The organism is Pseudovibrio sp. Ad5 (assembly GCF_001623095.1).
GTDB lineage: Bacteria > Pseudomonadota > Alphaproteobacteria > Rhizobiales > Stappiaceae > Pseudovibrio.
In genome coordinates this window covers 230504-249237 of record NZ_LMCH01000063.1, presented here as the reverse complement: position 1 = coordinate 249237, position 18734 = coordinate 230504, and the positions used below count along the sequence as shown (strand labels likewise).

The 18734-nt window shown below is 50.7% G+C and carries 16 protein-coding genes; 4 read left to right on the top strand and 12 right to left on the bottom strand.

Translation table 11 applies throughout. From position 1 onward, the window contains the following. The first annotated feature begins 310 nt into the window (after positions 1-310). The gene (locus PsAD5_RS20840; protein WP_063293501.1) at positions 311-1999 is read left to right on the top strand and encodes a putative bifunctional diguanylate cyclase/phosphodiesterase; all 1689 of its coding nucleotides are present in this window, start codon (positions 311-313) and stop codon (positions 1997-1999) included. Here PsAD5_RS20840 and PsAD5_RS20835 read toward each other — a convergent pair. Together PsAD5_RS20835 and PsAD5_RS20830 are read right to left on the bottom strand one after the other, a co-directional pair. Beyond that, positions 1996-2730 (bottom strand): MBL fold metallo-hydrolase, encoded by a 735-nt coding sequence (locus PsAD5_RS20835; RefSeq protein ID WP_063293500.1) that lies wholly within the window; start codon positions 2728-2730, stop codon positions 1996-1998. The genes PsAD5_RS20840 and PsAD5_RS20835 overlap by 4 nt on opposite strands. Before the next feature lie 82 nt (positions 2731-2812). Next, positions 2813-3703: a DMT family transporter gene (locus PsAD5_RS20830; protein WP_063293499.1), complete on the bottom strand. Its 891-nt coding sequence runs from the start codon at positions 3701-3703 to the stop codon at positions 2813-2815. A gap of 419 nt (positions 3704-4122) precedes the next feature. On the opposite strand from PsAD5_RS20830, the gene PsAD5_RS20825 reads away from it, so the two are divergent. Together PsAD5_RS20825 and PsAD5_RS20820 are read left to right on the top strand one after the other, a co-directional pair. After that, a complete protein-coding gene (locus PsAD5_RS20825; protein WP_063287665.1) occupies positions 4123-4473 on the top strand; it encodes an ArsR/SmtB family transcription factor in 351 nt (116 codons plus the stop codon). Then, positions 4457-4918, top strand: coding sequence for an SRPBCC family protein (locus PsAD5_RS20820; protein WP_208988724.1), 462 nt, complete (start codon positions 4457-4459; stop codon positions 4916-4918). The genes PsAD5_RS20825 and PsAD5_RS20820 overlap by 17 nt, the downstream gene beginning before the upstream one ends. 63 nt (positions 4919-4981) lie before the next feature. Here the strand turns inward: PsAD5_RS20820 and PsAD5_RS20815 are convergent, their stop codons facing one another. Together PsAD5_RS20815 and PsAD5_RS20810 are read right to left on the bottom strand one after the other, a co-directional pair. Continuing rightward, positions 4982-5815: an alpha/beta hydrolase family protein gene (locus PsAD5_RS20815; protein ID WP_063293498.1), complete on the bottom strand. Its 834-nt coding sequence runs from the start codon at positions 5813-5815 to the stop codon at positions 4982-4984. A gap of 124 nt (positions 5816-5939) precedes the next feature. Continuing rightward, positions 5940-6839: an alpha/beta hydrolase family protein gene (locus tag PsAD5_RS20810; RefSeq protein WP_063293497.1), complete on the bottom strand. Its 900-nt coding sequence runs from the start codon at positions 6837-6839 to the stop codon at positions 5940-5942. 180 nt (positions 6840-7019) lie between these two features. Here PsAD5_RS20810 and PsAD5_RS20805 point away from each other — a divergent pair, with 180 nt between their 5' ends. After that, positions 7020-8639 (top strand): alkaline phosphatase family protein, encoded by a 1620-nt coding sequence (locus PsAD5_RS20805; RefSeq protein ID WP_063293496.1) that lies wholly within the window; start codon positions 7020-7022, stop codon positions 8637-8639. Positions 8640-8673: 34 nt separating this feature from the next. Here the strand turns inward: PsAD5_RS20805 and PsAD5_RS20800 are convergent, their stop codons facing one another. The 8 genes from PsAD5_RS20800 to PsAD5_RS20765 all read right to left on the bottom strand — a co-directional run bounded on the left by PsAD5_RS20800 (position 8674) and on the right by PsAD5_RS20765 (position 18568). Then, the gene (locus tag PsAD5_RS20800) at positions 8674-9693 is read right to left on the bottom strand and encodes an alpha/beta hydrolase family protein (protein WP_063293495.1); all 1020 of its coding nucleotides are present in this window, start codon (positions 9691-9693) and stop codon (positions 8674-8676) included. 107 nt (positions 9694-9800) lie between these two features. After that, on the bottom strand, positions 9801-11126 hold the full coding sequence (locus tag PsAD5_RS20795; RefSeq protein WP_208988723.1) for a methyl-accepting chemotaxis protein: 1326 nt from the start codon (positions 11124-11126) through the stop codon (positions 9801-9803). Beyond that, entirely contained in the window at positions 11104-11628 is a 525-nt protein-coding gene (locus PsAD5_RS20790) for a PAS domain-containing protein (RefSeq protein ID WP_063293494.1), read from the bottom strand. The genes PsAD5_RS20795 and PsAD5_RS20790 overlap by 23 nt, the downstream gene beginning before the upstream one ends. Before the next feature lie 366 nt (positions 11629-11994). Beyond that, a complete protein-coding gene (locus PsAD5_RS20785; protein WP_208980592.1) occupies positions 11995-14391 on the bottom strand; it encodes a methyl-accepting chemotaxis protein in 2397 nt (798 codons plus the stop codon). 228 nt (positions 14392-14619) lie between these two features. Next, positions 14620-15078, bottom strand: coding sequence for an acyl-CoA thioesterase (locus PsAD5_RS20780; RefSeq protein WP_063293493.1), 459 nt, complete (start codon positions 15076-15078; stop codon positions 14620-14622). 28 nt (positions 15079-15106) lie between these two features. Beyond that, positions 15107-16264, bottom strand: coding sequence for an iron-containing alcohol dehydrogenase (locus tag PsAD5_RS20775; RefSeq protein ID WP_063293492.1), 1158 nt, complete (start codon positions 16262-16264; stop codon positions 15107-15109). Positions 16265-16379: 115 nt separating this feature from the next. Next, positions 16380-17669 (bottom strand): MFS transporter, encoded by a 1290-nt coding sequence (locus PsAD5_RS20770; protein ID WP_063293491.1) that lies wholly within the window; start codon positions 17667-17669, stop codon positions 16380-16382. A 236-nt stretch (positions 17670-17905) separates the two neighbouring features. Beyond that, the gene (locus tag PsAD5_RS20765) at positions 17906-18568 is read right to left on the bottom strand and encodes a YrbL family protein (RefSeq protein WP_208981797.1); all 663 of its coding nucleotides are present in this window, start codon (positions 18566-18568) and stop codon (positions 17906-17908) included. Between the last annotated feature and the right edge of the window lie 166 nt (positions 18569-18734).

Below are 18734 nucleotides of genomic sequence, written 5' to 3'. Positions count from 1 at the left end.
TTCCAAACACCCAAAGAAACATCGGCACGATGTTGAATGCAAATTCTATTTCAACTCAAATGCCCTATAAGACTTAATGTTGCGCAAAAATGCGCCAAGCAGTACTAATACATCAACAAAATTTATAATATAAATACACACCAATACTTACGCATACTTCGGTGTTTAGATTTCATTATTCCTAAACGAAACATTAAAGACAATTATAACTAAATCTTTCCCTTAATTATCTGCAGTGAAGCATTGCGATTATCTTTGAGTTTAATTATTCAGTGCATGCAATTTTATTTTGAGTCTAGCCGAGGATCTTGTGCCAGTACCTCCTGAGCTTCTTTCAGTTGCAGTAGAGCAATGTTCTGAAACCATCATGGTTGCAGATCATGAAGGTACAATTGTCTATGTGAATTCGCAGTTTGAGAAAGCGACCGGATACTCCGCAGAATACGCTGTTGGTCGAAATCTGGACTTCCTGCGCTCCGGTAAGACACCACGCGAAACCTTTGATGATCTCTGGACAACCTTGAACCATGGCAAGCCATGGGAAGGTGAGTTCATCAACCGGCGCAAGGATGGCTCCGAGTACGTCGAGCACTCCAAGATCTCTCCGGTTGAATGGCAAGGTGGCAGTGCGAACAAGAAGTACTATCTGGCGATCAAGAAAGACATCACGGCTAAAAAAGAGAGCGAAGAGGAACTTTCCAAGCTCGCTTACACCGATGCTCTGACTGGCCTGCCAAACCGCGCGCACTTTCTGCAAGAGTTGGAAAGCGCTGTTGCAACGACCAAGGATGGTTCAAACCAGTGCGCTGTCATTTATATGGATCTGGATCGTTTTAAAGAGATCAACGATACATTGGGGCATGACGCTGGCGATCAGTTCCTGGTGCAGGCCGCTAAGCGCTTTGAGAGCGTCTTGACCGAGAATGCCCTGCTCTCTCGCCTTGGTGGTGACGAGTTTGTCATTTTGCTGCGAGATACTTCCAACGCGGAAGCCGAAATGACGGTTCACCGTCTGGAGACAGCAATGGTCGCCCCGATTGATTTGGGCGAGCAATCTCCAATTCTTTCTGCAAGTATCGGCGTTGCTGTGAGCCAGCTGGCAAGTGCGTCCAGCAGCACCATGCTCAAGCAAGCCGACATTGCCATGTACCATTCCAAGTACAACAATCTCGGCTTCAGCTTCTACACCTGTCAGATGGAAGAAGCCGTCGTTCGCAAAGTTCTGATTTCCGAAAAGCTCACAGCTGCTATTGAGGAAGGCAACTTACGCCTCAAGTATCAGCCAATTGTAGAGCTGAAGAACGACAAGCTTTACGGCGTTGAAGCATTGATGCGTTGGGAAGACCCGGACCTTGGTGCGATCTCCCCCTCCGAGTTCATTCCGATTGCCGAATGTCAAAATATGATCGACGACATTTCAGACTGGCTCTTCCGCGAGACAGCCTGCCAATATCGTCAATGGGTTGCTGAAGGGTTCGAGTTCGCAGGCCGCATCGCAATCAACCTTTCGGAACGAGAGCTGGCAAAGCCAAATCGTGTGGTCGAGATTCTCGCTCTGCTGCAGAGCCTGGAAGTTCCACCAGAAATCTACGAGATTGAATTGAGTGAGTCCGCATTCATCAACGAAACAGGCCATACTCAAATCAATCTAGATGCCCTTGCCAATGCTGGCATGATCATCGCCATTGATGACTTTGGCACCGGCCATTCTGCGCTTTGGCAACTACGCACCCAAAAGCTGGACAAGCTTAAGATTGATCATAGCTTTGTGCAGAGGATGGAAACAGATCAGGCCACACGCGATATTGTTGAAGCAATCACCGCGATGGCCAGTCTGCTCGACCTGAAGGTTATTGCAGAAGGCGTTGAAAACCTGACGCAAGTTGACCTGCTCAAAGATATCAAATGTTGCTATGCGCAAGGCTATCATTTCGCCAAGCCTCTAACGGCAAAAATCTTTGCCACTGACTGGCTTGGAAAGGCTCAGGCAGTCGCCTAAGCCTTCAGTTCCGCGAGTTCAAACTCACGACCATCTTCACCCAGAGAAAACCCCGCATAATCCTTGATGGCTTCAGCCACGGCAGGTCTGGACGCGTCATCAATGTGGTACAGCACCCAGCGACTGCCTGCTTTTCGCGGCAAGTCTTTTACATCTGCCCAGGAGCCATGCCCGTTTGCAGCAGTCATGTATTCGCATTCTATGAAGGCAAGGTCCGCCTGCGCAGCAAGCTGCTCCCCTTCTGGAGACAAAAGGCCATCGCCTGAATAAAACAGGGTTACAGTTTCGCTTTTGAGCTGCAGGCTGCGGTTTGGAACTGAATGATTACTGGCGGTGGTCGCCGCATTCCAAGGCCCAACGACTGCTAAATCCTCAGAATCTTGCCAGTGGAGGTCAAACCCCAGGTCTTTTTCCGGCCAGTACGCAAATTCCATAAGCCGATACAAAGCCTGATGCTGAGAAGCCTGACGAAAGATAGTCAACGGCTTCGAGCGCTTGAACGATTTCATGTAATTGAGCAGCGTTGTTAAACCAAGACAATGATCCGGATGGCAATGCGAGATGTAGATGCAGCTGATATCTTCAGCTGTCATGCCATTTGCAAACAACGCCTGAGGCACGGTTGGGCCGCAATCAATAAGAAGCTTGAACTCACCTTCTGAGATCAACAAAGATGAGTTCGTTTTTTGCGGATCATACGCGTCGCCACAACCAAGCATTTTCACATGCATACTGTTCCCCCTCGCAGTGATCCCCCAGTTTTAAAGCAGAGAGTTTTAACAATCAAAGCATTATGCCGAACTGGTGGCTGATCTACGCCGCTCCCCCCAAGACTTTTTCCCGATGCCACATATAAATGGCGGACCCAAAGATGACGGCAGCGCCAACAAGAGTCAGTCCGTCAGGAAACTCACCAAAGAACATCAACCCGATCAGCATCGCCCAAATAAGGCTGCTGTAACTGAAGGGTGCGATGGTTGAAGCCTCCCCAAAAGAAAACGCTTTCACAATAGCGTAGTGCCCAAACCCAGACACTGCGCCGATCAATGCCAGCAGAGTCCAACCTTCCAAATCAGGTGACTGCCAGAAAATTGGCGTAAACAAGGAAGTGACGACAGCTCCCAGCAGAGCTGTATGAAACAGAACTGTCGAAGGACTATCAAACTTGCTGGCGTACCGCGCCACGATATGACCTGCAGAATACACCACAATGGTCGCCACGGCGATCAGTGCACCAAAATCAAGCACACCTGCACCTGGTTTTACAATCAACAGCGCTCCGATGAACGCCACGAGGATTGAAGCCCAACGCCGCAAACCAACTTTTTCGCCCAAAATTGGAACAGACATCGCCGTCACCATCATAGGAGAAAGCAGGGCTATGGCGTGGAGCGTTGCGACGGGGATCAGCTGCGCAGCAGCGACCGAGCCAATTGTCATAACCAAAACAAGAATTGCACGCAGGTACACGACTGACCCGTTGTTGGGTGTGATCATGGTTTTCACGCGAGGCGCCAAGAAGATCAGCATGAACAGCAGATGGAAAAACATCCGGCCCCAGACCACCTGCAGTACCGGATAGGACAAAGACAGATACTTGCCGACACTATCGACAATGACGAACATAAACATGGCTGCCACCATCCAAAGGATGCCAAATTTAACGTTCCCCTGAGCTGGGGCATGCGAAACCATCTCACTCATAACTGGCCTGCGAATTCCGGGATTGTGCCGTTGTTCCCGCAGAAATTGGCCAGCGAGCGACACATCGTTTGATTTTGAGGGAAGGTGCTGATACTTATGTCCAGACACCAAAGAATAGATTGCCACCTATCGCAGTTTTTCTTGGTTTTCTATGACTTTCTGCCGCAGAATGTTGAATAAATTGCAGCGTTTGGCAGATCTATTTTTTGGGTACCAATTGTTATTGTTTATTACCAAAATGACGCACAGATATATTTGTAAATTACTCAGCCTGTGAGCAACTTTCTTCAGCCCTCCCCTTCCATAAACACTTATCTCTCCCAATCAAAAAGCAAATCCGACAATACGTGAATCAGTCGTGCGGGTTGACGAAGCCTGAATCTTCATTTAACAATTATGTTAATTAAAGAGATGGTGAAATGAATACACAAACCAACTTGCCGGAAGTTTTTGGCGCTTTGGCCGACCCGACGAGGTTTGCCATTGTCGAGCGACTTCTCAATGAAGGAGACTTGCCAGTCGGACAACTGGCCGAACCCTTCAAGATGTCTGCTCCAGCCATATCCCGGCATCTTAAACTGCTTGAAAGCGCTGGCCTCATCGAACGACGCGTCGAAAAGCAATGGAGGGTGTGTGCATTGAAAAAAGAACGTTTTGCAGACCTGCATCAATGGATCGAGCGTTACCGAGCCTTCTGGAACACCAGTTTCGACCGATTGGAAGCGTTACTCGATAAACAGCAAGGGGAAGACAATGACGGCAGCCGATAGCATGACACAGGATGAAACCACACTGCGCATCACACGGGACTTCAAAGCTTCTCCCGAAAAAGTCTTTGATGCCTGGATAAATCCAGAGATGCTCGTACAGTGGTGGGGCCCTGAAGGTATGACCACACCAGAATGCGAAATGGACGTACGCACAGGTGGCAAATGGAAAACCACCATGACGTCCACCAAAGAAGGCGGAGCTTATACGGTTTCGGGCATCTACAAGGTTCTGGATCGTCCTAACCGCCTTTGCTTCACATGGGGCTGGATAAATGATGGCGTTCGCGGTCACGAGACAGACGTTGAGGTCACCTTCGAGCCGATCAAGGATGGCACCCGGATGACCATGTTACAAAAAGTATTCGCCGAACCAGAGCAGACCAAAAACCACAACCACGGCTGGAGCAGCAGCTTCAACGACCTGCAACGCTTCGTCGAAAGCTAAGACGCTCTCCCCTCCCAAGAAGCGCCCATTCACGATCCGATATCGTGGGTGGGTGCGGCACCTTCAAAAGCGAGTTACCAACCAATTCAACAATGCGGGCATGAGCTGGTGATCGAATTCTTCTGGGCCCTCCATCACGCCGAATACATGATCTGTGTTGATGACAGCAAGTTGCTTTGGTCCCGAATGGCGACGCAGCCAGATTTCACTGACGGTTGGTTGAGGGAAAATGACTCGGTCATTTATAGCAGCAACGACCAACATCGCTCCGGCAAAGCCTGATTGTTCCAGAACTGGCGGGACTTCGGGCAAGTCGTGAAAAAACTGGGCTTTAATCTGAATCTTGGTTCCCCATGGAAACTCCGCGGAAACCAGTCTATCTGGATCTGATAAGGCCGAACAGGTTCTGACTTTCTCACCAACCAAATGCCGGAACGTCTTCCTTGGGTGCACAGTTGGCGCCAGCAAGGCAATGCCATCAAGATCAGGCCGTTCGGTTGTTGCGCAGCCAGCTATGTAGCCACCCTGGCTCCATCCAACCAGGATGAGTTTGGAAAATGAAAATTGATTTTGCCTGCGGACCCAATCAATAACTGCAACAGCATCATCTCTCTGGCTGTCGAATGTATTATCTTCCCAAGCCCCGTCACTGTCACCAGACCCACGAAAATCAATGCGCAAGGAAGCATAGCCAACTTCGGCTAGTATACGAGCCATACGAGAGAAGATGCCTTCCTCTGTCCCTTTGATCGCCAGCTCATCACGGCTTCCATGAAAGCCATGCAGAAGGATCAATAGGGGAGTCTTTGCCTCCGTCGCACCAGCGAGTGTCCCGATAATCTTTTGCTCTCCGATTGGGATCGCGACTGTTTGCTCTTTTAGTTTTACATCCAGCACCTTGCTTGCCCTTAAACTTCCATCATATTGCGGCACAAAGCTTAGTGGAACATCGGCAAAACTATACTGAAAGTTATTCAGCTGCGATCAGCTGCCTGGTGTAAGCAGCTGACCAAGCTCCGCTTTAAAGCTGCGTGTCAAACCACCCTAAGATCGCCGGAACGACTTGCTCATTAATCATCTGCGGGCCTTCAAACGCACTCCAAACATGATCAGTATCAAGCACGACGAGTTTCTCTTCACCATCATGATAAGTCATCCAGGCACCACCAATTGCTGGCTGCGGTCTGATCAGAGCATCCTTAAGACCCATCATTACAAGCAATGGCCCGTCATAGTGCGCCATCGCTGCCAATGGACTGGTAACTGGCATCTCCTGATAGAACCGGGCTTTCAGTGTTGTTTCAACACCCCATGGCAAGCTTCCTGTGATCGGCGTTTCAGGATCAGCAGTCATCGCTTTGTTCACCAACTCCGTTCCGAAGAGGCCCGTAAACGTCACCAATGGGTTGGTTGCGGGTGCCATTAAAACTATGGTGTCGACATCTGGCCGCGCAGCTGCTGCATGGCTGGCAACAAGCCCACCCTGGCTCCATCCAATCAAAGCAATCTTAGTGCCTTTGAATTGCTCTTGAGCACGTACCCAGTCAATGGTTGTGACGGCATCCTTAATCTGCCCGGAGAACGTTGTGTCCTCCCACTTTCCATCACTTTCACCTGAGCCCCGAAAATCAATCCGCAACGATGAAACACCGCGCTCGGCCAGCAAACGTGCCATGCGAGAGAAGACACCTTCTTCAGTTTCCTTTACCGGTAACTCGTCACGCGTTCCGGTAAAACCATGCAACAGAATTGCTATTGGGGCGTTTTCTTGTGCTGCGGTCTCCAAAGTACCGACCACACTCTGGTTGTCGACAGGAATGGAGACAACACGTTCTGCTGCGCCCGCGGATTGCATCATAAACAAGTTGATTAAGCCCAATACCCCAACGCTCGATGCAATAAACTTATTCGACAAATACATTTCAACTATCTCCCTCAAAATTCTTTATTCAGAAACACGCAAGAGTATAACCAGCAAAATTTGCTCAGCAATGGTTGAAAAACTCAACGCCATTTAGGTCAAGTAAAACACGGAGTTCCTCTTGCTAATCCCGTGACAAATAAGGGAATATAGCCACATCAATCAGGGGAGGTGTTTGATATGGCTAACGGGCGCAATGTGCTCTGGATCATGTGTGATCAATTACGGTTTGATTATCTGAGCTGTTACGGTCACCCGCATCTGCACACTCCACATATTGACAAACTTGCGGAACGAGGTGTTCGGTTTAACCGCGCTTATGTTCAATCTCCCATTTGCGGCCCATCTCGCATGAGTTTCTATACCGGGCGTTATGTGCGCTCTCACGGCAGCACGTGGAACGGCATACCGCTTCGTGTCGGGGAGCCAACGCTCGGGGATCATTTGCAAGAGATTGGCGTGCGCAACGTGTTGGTTGGTAAAACCCATATGCGTGCAGATTCTGACGGCATGGCCCGCCTCGGCATCTCTCCGGAAAGCTTCATTGGTGCCCGCGTTGCTGAATGCGGGTTTGAAGTGTTCGAGCGAGATGACGGACTTCACCCCGATGGGTCATACTCTCCAAATCCGCAATACGACAGTTACCTCCAAGCCAAAGGATACAATGGCCCAAACCAATGGGAGCAATGGGCGAACTCAGCTGAGAGCGAGGACGGTGAGATCCTCTCCGGCTGGTTGCTTGGTCACGCTGATAAACCGGCGCGGGTTCAGGCTGAACATGCTGAAACGCCTTACATGATCCAGCGGTTCAAAGACTTTGTTGCCGTCGCCGGTGAGGAGCCTTGGTGTGTGCATCTTTCACTCATCAAACCTCACTGGCCCTATATCGTCCCTGCCCCCTACCATGACATGTATGGAGCAGATGATGTTCTGCCTGTCGTTCGCTCAGATGTTGAAAAGCAAGATCCGCATCCTGTGTTTAAGGCCTTTATGGGTGAGCGCGTTTCCATGGCGTTCTCCAATGATGAAACGCGAGCAAAAGTCATTCCTGCCTACATGGGCCTGATCAAACAGATCGACGATGAAATCGGCAAGCTCATGGCGTTCCTCGACGAAAAGGGCCTGACAGACACCACCATGATAGTGTTCACCTCCGACCATGGGGATTACTTGGGCGATCATTGGATGGGCGAGAAGGAGCTCTTCCACGAACCATCTGTCAAAATTCCGCTGATCGTTGTTGATCCAAGAGCGGAGGCTGACGAGACGCGGGGCACCGTCAGCGAAGAGTTGGTCGAAGCAATCGATCTGGCGCCGACCTTTGTTGAGTTCTGTGGCGGCACGCCCAAATCAAACGTGCTTGAAGGCCGCTCTCTCTTGCCGTTGCTCGAAACTGTTGAGCCTGTTCAGTGGCGTGAGTTTGCCATTAGTGAGTACGATTATTCTATGCGCAATGCGCGGATGGATCTTGGGTTGCCGGTGGCAGATTGCCGCCTTGCGATGATCATGGACAAGCGCTGGAAGTTTATCCATGCGGAAGGTTTCCGCCCTATGCTCTTTGATCTTGAAGAAGACCCACAAGAGTTGAATGACCTTGGCGCTGATCCTGCCTTTGCCGCAGAACGGGAACGTATGAGCGAGGCTTTGTTTACCTGGTATCGCAAGCATCACACTCGCATTACGATGACCGACGAGCAAATCAAAGCCAACGCAGGCAAAGAGCTTCAGGCCGGTATTCTCATCGGATATACCGATGAAGAAGAGTTGCAAGAGGCCAAACGCGAGCAAGGCCTCCTCTGATTGCATGGAGAGGGAGCTTCGCAGCTCTCTCCGTCTACAGCTTCAAGAAGCGTGCGATTTCTTCAAGAATGTCCTCATGGATCTGTGCCCGATCAGTTCCTTCAGGATCATCACATACCGGATCATCATTTTCAGCTGCCAGAACGGCAGCCCCTTCTGGCTTACACTCCGCCAGAAATGTGAAGTGGTGTCCGGGTTTGACGACAGCGAAGCTCGCATTTTCCAGCTTAGCTACCAGGTTACTGCCTTCTGGTCCCACATCAGCCGCTTTCCAAAGGTTCTCTTCGCCAATGTTTAGTAAGAGCACAGGTTGCTTAACCTCCATCAGGCTTTGTTCGTCAATGACATAAGTAAAGCCGGGGTCGACGGCAATCGCGGCGGTAACCCGACTATCTCGTGCCTCTTTTGAAAAGCCTGCAGGCAGCCTGGAAAAATCAACGCCGCCCTTGGAGAGAAAGACGCAGTCTGCTTGTCCTTTACCAATACCGTTGCAGTACTCGTTGTACTGATCGCCCTTAAACCGCAGACCTGCCAGGTTCAGCGCGGTCGCCCCTCCCAAAGAGAACCCAAGTGAGCTGATGCGACTTTCATCGATATAGTCTGCAAAAGCCGGATCATTCACAAGCTCATCCAGAGCTGCCATCAGATCTTTGGCACGCTCATCAAGGCGCAGCGACCGGCGAGGCGAGGAATCGCCGGAGGTGCTGCCCGGGTGATTAACTGCGAGGACCATTGCGCCTTTCAGTGCCAGTCCGGATGACAGCCATGAAAGCCCATCCATATTACCGCCGGAGCCATGCGAGAGCACAATAAGTGGATGCTTGCCCTCTTTGATTGCAGCGCCAACATAGGCGGAGGTGCCCTTAAACACCGCATTGTCGCCAATCACATTGCGGTAGGTTGGTGTTTTGATCGGATACCACACAGACGCTGCAACAGCAGACGTGCGATGAGGGGCCGATACTGTAAGGCGGTCATAGCCCGCAATCTGCTGATCCGCCAAAGCAGACGTACAGGCCATTGCTAAGAGTGTGCCAAGAACCAGAGTTTTCATGTTGCTATCCTTTGTTGTTATAGCAACGTGGTAGGTGGCTCAGTTCTTTAGAGCGTCCTGAAACGCGAATTAGGTCTCCCATATCGTGTTTCAGGACAAAGGAGGTATCAGGTGCGCATCTCGCTGTTGCTCAGCGGGCCATTGCGCAGCTCGGTGATGTATTCGGTCACAGCGGAAGACAGCGATGAAATCTGCTGGTTCATCTCAACAGCAGATCCGATCACATGCTCAGCAGCATTCTCCGTTTCATTCGCGTAGGTCGAAACATCCGCCACGTTGCTGGCCACAAGCCGTGTACCAGAATAAGCCTCGGCAATATTCTGGGCGATCTCGGTGGTCGCTTCAGCTTGCTGTCTTGCAGAGAGCGAAATTGAGTCTGTGACGCTTTCGATCTTGGAGATGGATTCTGCTACCTGCTTAAACGAGACAACTGTTTCCGCGGTAGCTGACTGAATGGCCTCAATCTGACCGGAGATCTGACCGATCGCATCAGAGGTCTGGCCTGCCAGATCCTTTACCTCACCCGCCACAACGGCAAAGCCTTTGCCCGTTTCCCCTGCCCGCGCTGCTTCAATCGTCGCATTGAGCGCCAGCAAATGCGTCTGCTCGGCAATGGAGCTGATGAGTTCTACAACATCGCCGATGGTTTCAGCGGCGGCGCTCAAGCTGCTGATCTTGGTTTCGCCAGCTTCAACTTCCTGAACAGCGGTTCTGGTGACATCAGCGGTAAATTTCACCTGATTGCCGATCTCTGCGGCAGAGGCAGAAAGCTCCTCAACAGCAGCAGATACGGTCTGCACATTTGCGGATGTCTCTTCAGACGCCACGGTCACGGCAGATGCGCGCTGAAGGGTCAGGTCGGCGGATTGTTCCATCTGTTGCGCGTTGTCGCTCATGTTCTGGCCCGAGCTGGAAAGCAGGTCTGTCGCATTGCGGGTCAGCTGTTCAAAGGCATCGGTTTGACCAGAAAAATCGCAGATCCGGTTTTGTACCTTCGCGATCGCCTCATTCACCTGAGTTGCATAAACCAGAAACGAGCCTTGCAGCCCGCGCGTGACAACGCGGCGATAATACTTGTTCGCTGACAAAGCGTGCGTGGATGCCACCATTTCGCGAATAAAGGAATCTGTCTTGTCCGTGGAGTAGTTCACACTCGCAAGCAGGTCCTTCAACTCTCCATGATCCATTCCCACAAGCGTGCGTGCTTCCAGATCACCACTTGCCTGCAAGGTTGCAATTTCAGTCACATGCTTCAGCACGCGCCGTACCTTAAGCACGAAAAACAGTGAGAGCACCGCTGCTACACCTGCCAGACCAGAAAGGATTGAAAGCAGACTGCTCTCTCCTCCCATTCCCAGAAGCGCAATACCAACGCAGGTTGCAGCCGTCAGGCAACTCAGGAAGACACTCTTAGAGAGTGAGGATAAATTCATCATAGGTCACCCGATTATCGGAGAGGTAGTTCGCCAGAAACTCAGAGCTGTTGTGTTGCCCGTCTTTCCGGCTCTTTGGAGCCTGCTCCATCTCAATGAGCTGCTGGTAGAACGGAATGATCGCGTCATTGAGGATCTTTCGCTCTGGCACTCTGCGTGTTGAATGATATCCGATGATCTTTCCTGCATTGTCGAAGGTGGGAGTGACGTGGGCGAACACCCAGTAGAACTCACCGCCCCGGCAAAGGTTCTTCACATACGCAAAGACCTCCTGCCCATCCGCAATCCGCTTCCAAAGAAGTTCAAAGACGCACCGAGGCATGTCTGGATGACGAATAATGCTGTGTGGCTGACCTATGAGTTCCTTGTAGGAGTATCCCGCAATCTCGCAAAAGATCTCATTACAGTACGTAATGCGGCCCTTTAGGTCAGTCTTGCTAACAATGATGTCTGCCTCACTGAATGTTTTTTCAGTATCGGACAGATGTGCACCCGGCGACATAGCTGCCTCTATGTTTTTCTATTTCGTTACTTAAGTGAATAAAATTCAAGCAGACAGAATATGTATTTCATAAATTGACGATCAGTTAATATAAAAAACGATTATTATTAATTCACCAAGTCATTCCTTAGTATATTCAGCATGCATATGTTATTCTATACATATATATCAGCGTTTTGTATTTATCCTTGCGGCACAACAAAGACAAAATACTTACGTGCAATTCTATAAATTCGAACTATTACAACTCTAAAATGCTATTCCTCCTGGAAATATATAAATGAAATCATTTTGTTTAATCAGGATAAAATAAAAGGCAGCTTAGAATATCTAAGCTGCCTTCCAATTTTCAGAATTTTGAGTGTGTTAGCCGACTTTCGCGACCGCAGTCAGGAAGTCATCAACTTCTCTGCCTAGCGCACGCGTACTTTCAGTCACCTCTGTAGAGGCTGTTAGCACACGTGAGGACGCGGTATTGGTTTCACTCACTGCATCAGAGACCAACGTCATATTCTCGTTGACGCTGGATGTTCCCACAGCAGCTTCCTGCACGTTGCGGCTAATCTCAGTTGTCGCAGCCCCCTGCTGCTCAACAGCCGTCGCAATTGCAGAGGTAAATGCGGTAACCTCATCCATTGTATGCGAGATGCCCTCGATGGAGGATACAGCATCTGTCGTGGAGTTCTGAATCGCAGAGATCTGGGAACTAATTTCCTCTGTGGCCTTGGACGTCTGGTTGGCAAGTTCTTTCACCTCAGCCGCGACGACTGCGAATCCCTTACCAGCTTCTCCAGCCCTCGCCGCTTCGATGGTCGCATTCAAAGCCAGCAAGTTGGTCTGCTCGGCGATCGCCTGAATCAGCCCGACAACCTCACCAATCTTGACTGTGGCATCGGCCAGCTCATTGATGCGGTCGTTGGAAACGTGCGCACTCTCAGTTGCTTTGGCAACAACGGAGGTTGTCGCGCTCACCTGACGTGCAATTTCCTCAATGGAGCTGCTCAGCTCTTCTGCGGCGGCAGAAACCATCTGCACGTTGTTGGCAGCATCAGTGGAAGAGGCCGCTGCCCGCTCTGTCTGATCAGAGGTACCGCGAGCAAGATCTGCCATCACGCTGGCTGTCTCGCCCATCTCACCCATGCTGTCATTCACAGAGGTCAGCAAGTTTGCGGCTGTATTTCTGAAGTCAGTGATCAGCTGCTCAATTTCGCGCTGCTTTTCAGCGTCCTTTTCAGCAACATGTGCCTGCTCTTCGCGCAAACGTGCACGTTCCAAAGCGTTATCACGGAAGACCTGAACCGTGCGGCTCATATCACCAATTTCGTCTTTACGCTTTGCGCCGGCAATCTCAACATCGGTATCGCCATTTGCCAGACGTTCCATGATGCCGGTCAGACGCTTGGTCGGACGAGTGATGGCAAGAGACAGACCCAGTGCAATCAACGCACCAAGTACAAGGCCAACAGCAACGGTTGTCGCAATCAAGTTGGTTGCAAGATCACCAGCTGCACTCGCATTTTCAGCCTCAGAGGCTGCAATGTCGATGATCTGTCCCTGAACTGTTTCAGATTGCTCAGTGAGCTTTGTAACAAGGCTGGCAAGTTCTTTCTTACCGTTTGCCATTGAACCGAAACCAGAGCGGATCGCAGCGATTTCTTTGATAGCATCTTTAGAGGCCTTCACGCCGCCTTCAATGTCTTTCACACCCGCTTTAAACTCGCGGCCCGCTGCGCCAAGCTGATCAATCTCCTTGGAGACTTCCTCAGACTTCACACCAGAACCTGCACGCAGGAAGGAAAGAGAAGACGAGCTCACAGCCAGTGTCTGGCGTGTGATGTTGGAGACTGAGGCCAGAGCGGCATCAACCTGCTGCTTACGATCAACCGCTTCAGCCTGCTTCCTGTTCGCATCATCAATAGAGCGATAGGTAAAGCCGATGACCAGCTGAGCCGTTTCGCCGAGCACATCAATACTTGCAGTGATGTCCTGGCGCAGCGAATACATCTCGGAGAAGTCCGTAGAATCGCGCAGGGCTTTCAGCTTATCAACCAGCGTATCTGAAACGCCTGCCAGACTTTGAAGAACCTTGGCATCCAGATGTGACAGCTGGATTTTCTGCAGTTTCTTGATCTCACGGCGCGCTTTCGCAGCGCTGAGCAGCGTTTTGCGCAGTGCGCCTTCTTCAGAGCTTGTTGTCGCCTTCACGAAGAAGTAGCGCATGTTCAGGGCCTGGCTCTGAATAGTCGCAACAAGACGGCCCGCTTTGTCAGCTTCTTTCAACTGCTCTTTGGCCAGCTTGTCCTGCTCAGTCGCCGAGGCCGCAATCTTTGAGATGTCAGCCTGAACCTTTTTGCCAATCATCTGAAGATTGGCAACAGCAGACATCATCTTGGCAACTTGTGATTCCTGAATATCGGTCGACATGCGAACGCGGCTGAACAGGCCTTTCAGAGCCCGCACATTTTCGTGGGTCTCTTCAAAGGCGGTGCCATCTTTGCCATCTGCAACAACCTGCTCATGAAGAGCTTCCAAATCTGCACCCAGCAGATTCAGCTCATCAGCCGCAGCGGTTGCATCATACTTGCTCAAGCTGCGCAGATAAGTTTCGCGCGCTGATGTCGTATCATGCAGGCCCTGCATTAAACGCATGGTTGCATTTGTCATCTCTGTTTGCTTGGTGAGCTGAGAGATAGAAAAGATTCCGATCCCACCAGCTGCAGCGGAAAGCAAGAGTACAATAATGAAGCCACCACCGATTTTCATCGACAGCTGCAAATTCGTAAATAGCTGGAGGACCCGCCTCATGACCCGATTTCTCCCGAATAGAAGTCATTGCCCATGACTTGGCGGCATCCTAAGCTTGTAAATCTCAACCAGTGGTTAACCCGTGGGTATTTAAGGCATTAATTGAGTAATTTCTGAAAGTTTTATCGTTTTATGCGCTCATCATCTATTTATTATAAGTGCAATTAATCATTACATTTTTAACAATTAAGAATCAGCAACCTGTAGTAGAAGCGCCTCAAGTGCAGTACGCAGATTGCCGGAGAGCGCTTGCGGCCTGCGTGTCGCACGATCTACGTACACATGCGTAAAAAATCCTTGTGCCGCAGCAGTCTCAGCATCTTGCGCAAACAAGGCCAGTTCGTATCGCACGGAGCTGTTGCCCAGGTGCCCGACACGCAGCCCAATATCGATCTTGTCCGGGTAGGCGATCTCAGAGAAGTACTGGCAGCCAGATTCCACAACCAGCCCGATCTCATCCCCCTCTTGAATGTTGAGAGCATCATTCTCAATGAGATAGGCGTTCACAGCACTATCAAAGTAACTGTAGTAGACCGCATTATTGATGTGCCCATATACATCGTTGTCTTCCCAACGGGTCTGAACATCACTGAAGAACGCGTAATGTGCACGAGTATGCGCAGCCGGCTTTTTGGGTTTGCTCATCGTCTGTGGTCTCCGCTTCAATCCGCTCTCAAAGAGCCTGCTGGTAGATCTTCAAGGCGCTATCCTCGTCCACCTCACGTGGATTATTCACCAGCAACCGCGTTTGCTTCATCGCTTCACTGGCCAGCTTCACAACGTCTTGCTCACCAATGCCCACTTCACGAAGCGTTGTTTCAACGCCCAGAACTTTGGAAAGCTCCGCCAACCGGTCTGCAAACACGTCGCCTCGATTATCGGTCGGAATCTCTGCGAGCTCCGGGAACACCAGCGGAGCGAGCTCAGCATAAGCCTGCGCACAGGTCGGCAAGTTGAACCGCATCACGTGTGGCAGAACCAGTGCATTGGAAACTCCGTGAGGCACATGGAAAATGCCGCCAATCGGGTAGGCCAGCGCATGCACAGCCGCTACCGGAGAGTTGGCAAACGCCTGCCCTGCCAACATGGAACCAAGCAGCATATTGGAACGCGCCTCTTTATCCAGCGGCGTGTTCACGGCCTTCTCGATATTCGCACCCAGCAAACGCAAGGCTTCTTGTGCTAGCACTTTGGACACCGGGTTGTTGTTTGCAGATGTCGACGTGTAGGCCTCAATTGCATGCACCATCGCATCGATGCCAGTTGCAGCCGTGACATGAGGCGGCAACCCAACTGTGAGGTCAGCATCCAGCAATGCCACATCAGGCAATAAGGACGGAGACACAACGCCCTTCTTTTCAGCCTCACCCGTCGTGATGATGGATATTGGCGTCACTTCAGATCCCGTGCCAGCGGTTGTTGGGATAAGGATCAGGGGCAATCTTTTCCCTTTAGCCATTCCAACACCGTAGATGTCAGCGAGCTGCTCTCCTCCCCCAACGAGCAGTGCGACAAGCTTGGCAACATCCAGCGAGGACCCACCACCCAGACCGATAACACTGTCCACATCAGCCGCTTTTGCTAATTCTGCAGCGTGCAAAACGATGGCTTCTGGCGGGTCGGCAACAACATCATCAAACAAGGTGACATCTATTCCAGCAGCTTCCAGCTGAGTAATCACAGGCTCAACAAGACCTGCCTTCATCAGTCCTTTATCACTCACCAGAAAAACACGCTTGCCGATGGTTTTCAGCGTGAGCTCATCCAACTTCTGAACCGCACCGGGCTCACATACAACGCTGGCCGCCGTGTTAAATACAAAGCCTGTCATTTCATTCCCCCCTCATTGCTCAGCGCAGGTGGCAGATTTGAGCAATGCAGCGAGAATGCCTCAGCCATCAAGCAAGGTCGAGCACAATTAAAGTCGTAACTGCTTGATGGAATGCTTAGACAACTTCCTCTGAAATCACGGGTTCCACGTCTGGCGCTTTGCCGAGGTTAAGCACGGCAAACAGCCCAATCAACGCTCCACCACACATAATAGCACCGCCCGCAAAGAAGGGCATGGATACAAACCACTGCTCTGCCAAAAAGGCGCCGATCGGAATCGCAATCAGCATGAGACCCGATTGCAACATCTCGCCAACCGAAGTGATACGTCCCAGCAAATGCTCAGGCGTTTGCTTAACAACGATTGCCCCAAACGGCACCGTGATAAAGCTGGTAAAGGCGCCGCCAACGAACCAGAGAGCCATCTGTTCCTGCATCCCAAAAGGCACTGAACTGAACGGAATCCAGCCCACGACTATGGTGAGAGCACCCCCGAAGAAAGAGCCAATCACCATCAGCAGGTGCAAGTTGACACGATCTCCTACCTTGGCCGTCAGATAAGTTCCGATAAGCCCGCCAACGCCAATCGAACCCAGGATAGGTCCAGCTGCACTCTCTGGCTGACCGGTTTCCTTGATGAGGAGCAACAGGACAGCCTCATAAAGAAAGACGCTGAATATAAAGAGGCAGATGAGCGCCATGCCTAAAAGAAGACGCGGTGTTTTCCAAAGATAAGCCAAACCAACCTTGGCATCATTCACCACACTGCTTTTCTCGGTGTTTTCCTCCGAGGCATCGTTAGCATCCTTTTTCAGCACCCCTAACAAGCTCAGGCAAATCAGAGAAGCTACGGCAAAGCTCGCGCCCCCTAACAAGAAGACAGAGTGTGGGCTCCAGATGGCAAGCAAAGCACCACCCATAACTGGCGCAAAGATCTTGGTAGATTGAATGACGAAATGATCCACGCTCACCGCTTGTGTCAGCATGTTTGACGGCACGATTTTCTTCAACGCCAGTTGCTGCGCAGGCATAAAGGCGGCTGACACAGTGGCTTTGAGAAACACAAAAGCGATAAGGAGCGAAAGACTGGTTGCAAAGAAGAACATGCCAACCATCAACCCGGCTCGGATAAGCAAACCGGCGATCAGCACAGGGCCAGCCCCAATCCGGTCAACCAGAACACCGGCTGGCAGGCCGAAGATCACACGGGGCAAGGTCGCAGCCATGATGACACTGGCAACCTCGGTCGCACCCATTTCCCAGCTGTAGCTGACGAGCACCATGATAGCGATGAAATCAATCCAGTCCGCGAATGCTGCCGGAACAAGAACACCAAAAAATCGACGAAACGCGCTCAGCTTAAACAATGCCAACACGGAAGTATTTACTGCCTCACTCTGCGCCACGAAGCCCGCCCCAATTTCATTTGATTGATAACACCAGAAAAATCAGCGCACAAAATATCGCGCTCACCAAATTTGCAATCCCATCAGCTTAACCGAAGCCACCCCAGATACAAGGCGCGCATAGGTGAAGAAAATTGGCTGAAATACGGAGAGCAAACGAACTGCAGGTGAGAAATGAGGCTGGCTTTCTCAATCAGAGGTCAGTTTAACAAAACAAGCCACTCAGCTTGGCCAGATCAAATCTTATGGCCGTCGCCAGAGCTCTCGCCACTTAATATATCGAGGTGACGATCTAACCGCCGCCTGATCCGCTTTTTGTTAAGATAATCAACCTTATGAAGAGGCAGCAACTGATGATTCAGGTATGGTTTTACGTCAAAGCTCTTGATGTACTTATTGCCTGCAGCATCGAGAACTATGCCCATGTTTTCTGGCCTGTCGGCAAAACAGGAAACGTGGTTCTGACGTAAGATTTTAAAGTAATCAATCAGAGCGCGAATAAGTTCTTTGTCCTCAACGCGACCATGGCGACTGATGTAATCCCGGATACTGCGGATTTCCGGGTGCCAAAAGTTGTCGATCTTCTCGGTTAGCAAAGCAGGTCCGCGATCAGTCTCCACGATCCCATAGACTTTCGCGAAAGACTGGTGTTCATCCAAACCAACGTCTTGAATGTGCTGCCACCCCAGCAACTCATCCTGATTGCCGCTTAGGCGCTGCTTCTTGTAACCTAGTTTCGCACGCACTGACCGAAACAGATCTTTCAAAAATCCGCGGCTTTTGACTTTGCGCTCACCAGCCTCGTACCGGTCAAACTTCAGGAGCTTCGTTGGATCAGACGCACATTCATAAGTGTCACGGAATCCGCCCCCACGAATGAACTCTCCCACCTGAAACACTTGATCTTCCTGAAACACAATCAACTTTAAGCCAGTCTTTTTTGTAAATTTGAGCCACTTACATAACAAGTTATAATGGTTTGAAAAGCATCTTTCTTGCCACACATGCTTAAAGTATTGCTTCCAAAGATCTTTATTTCATCTGCATGCGCCTTAACCGGACTTT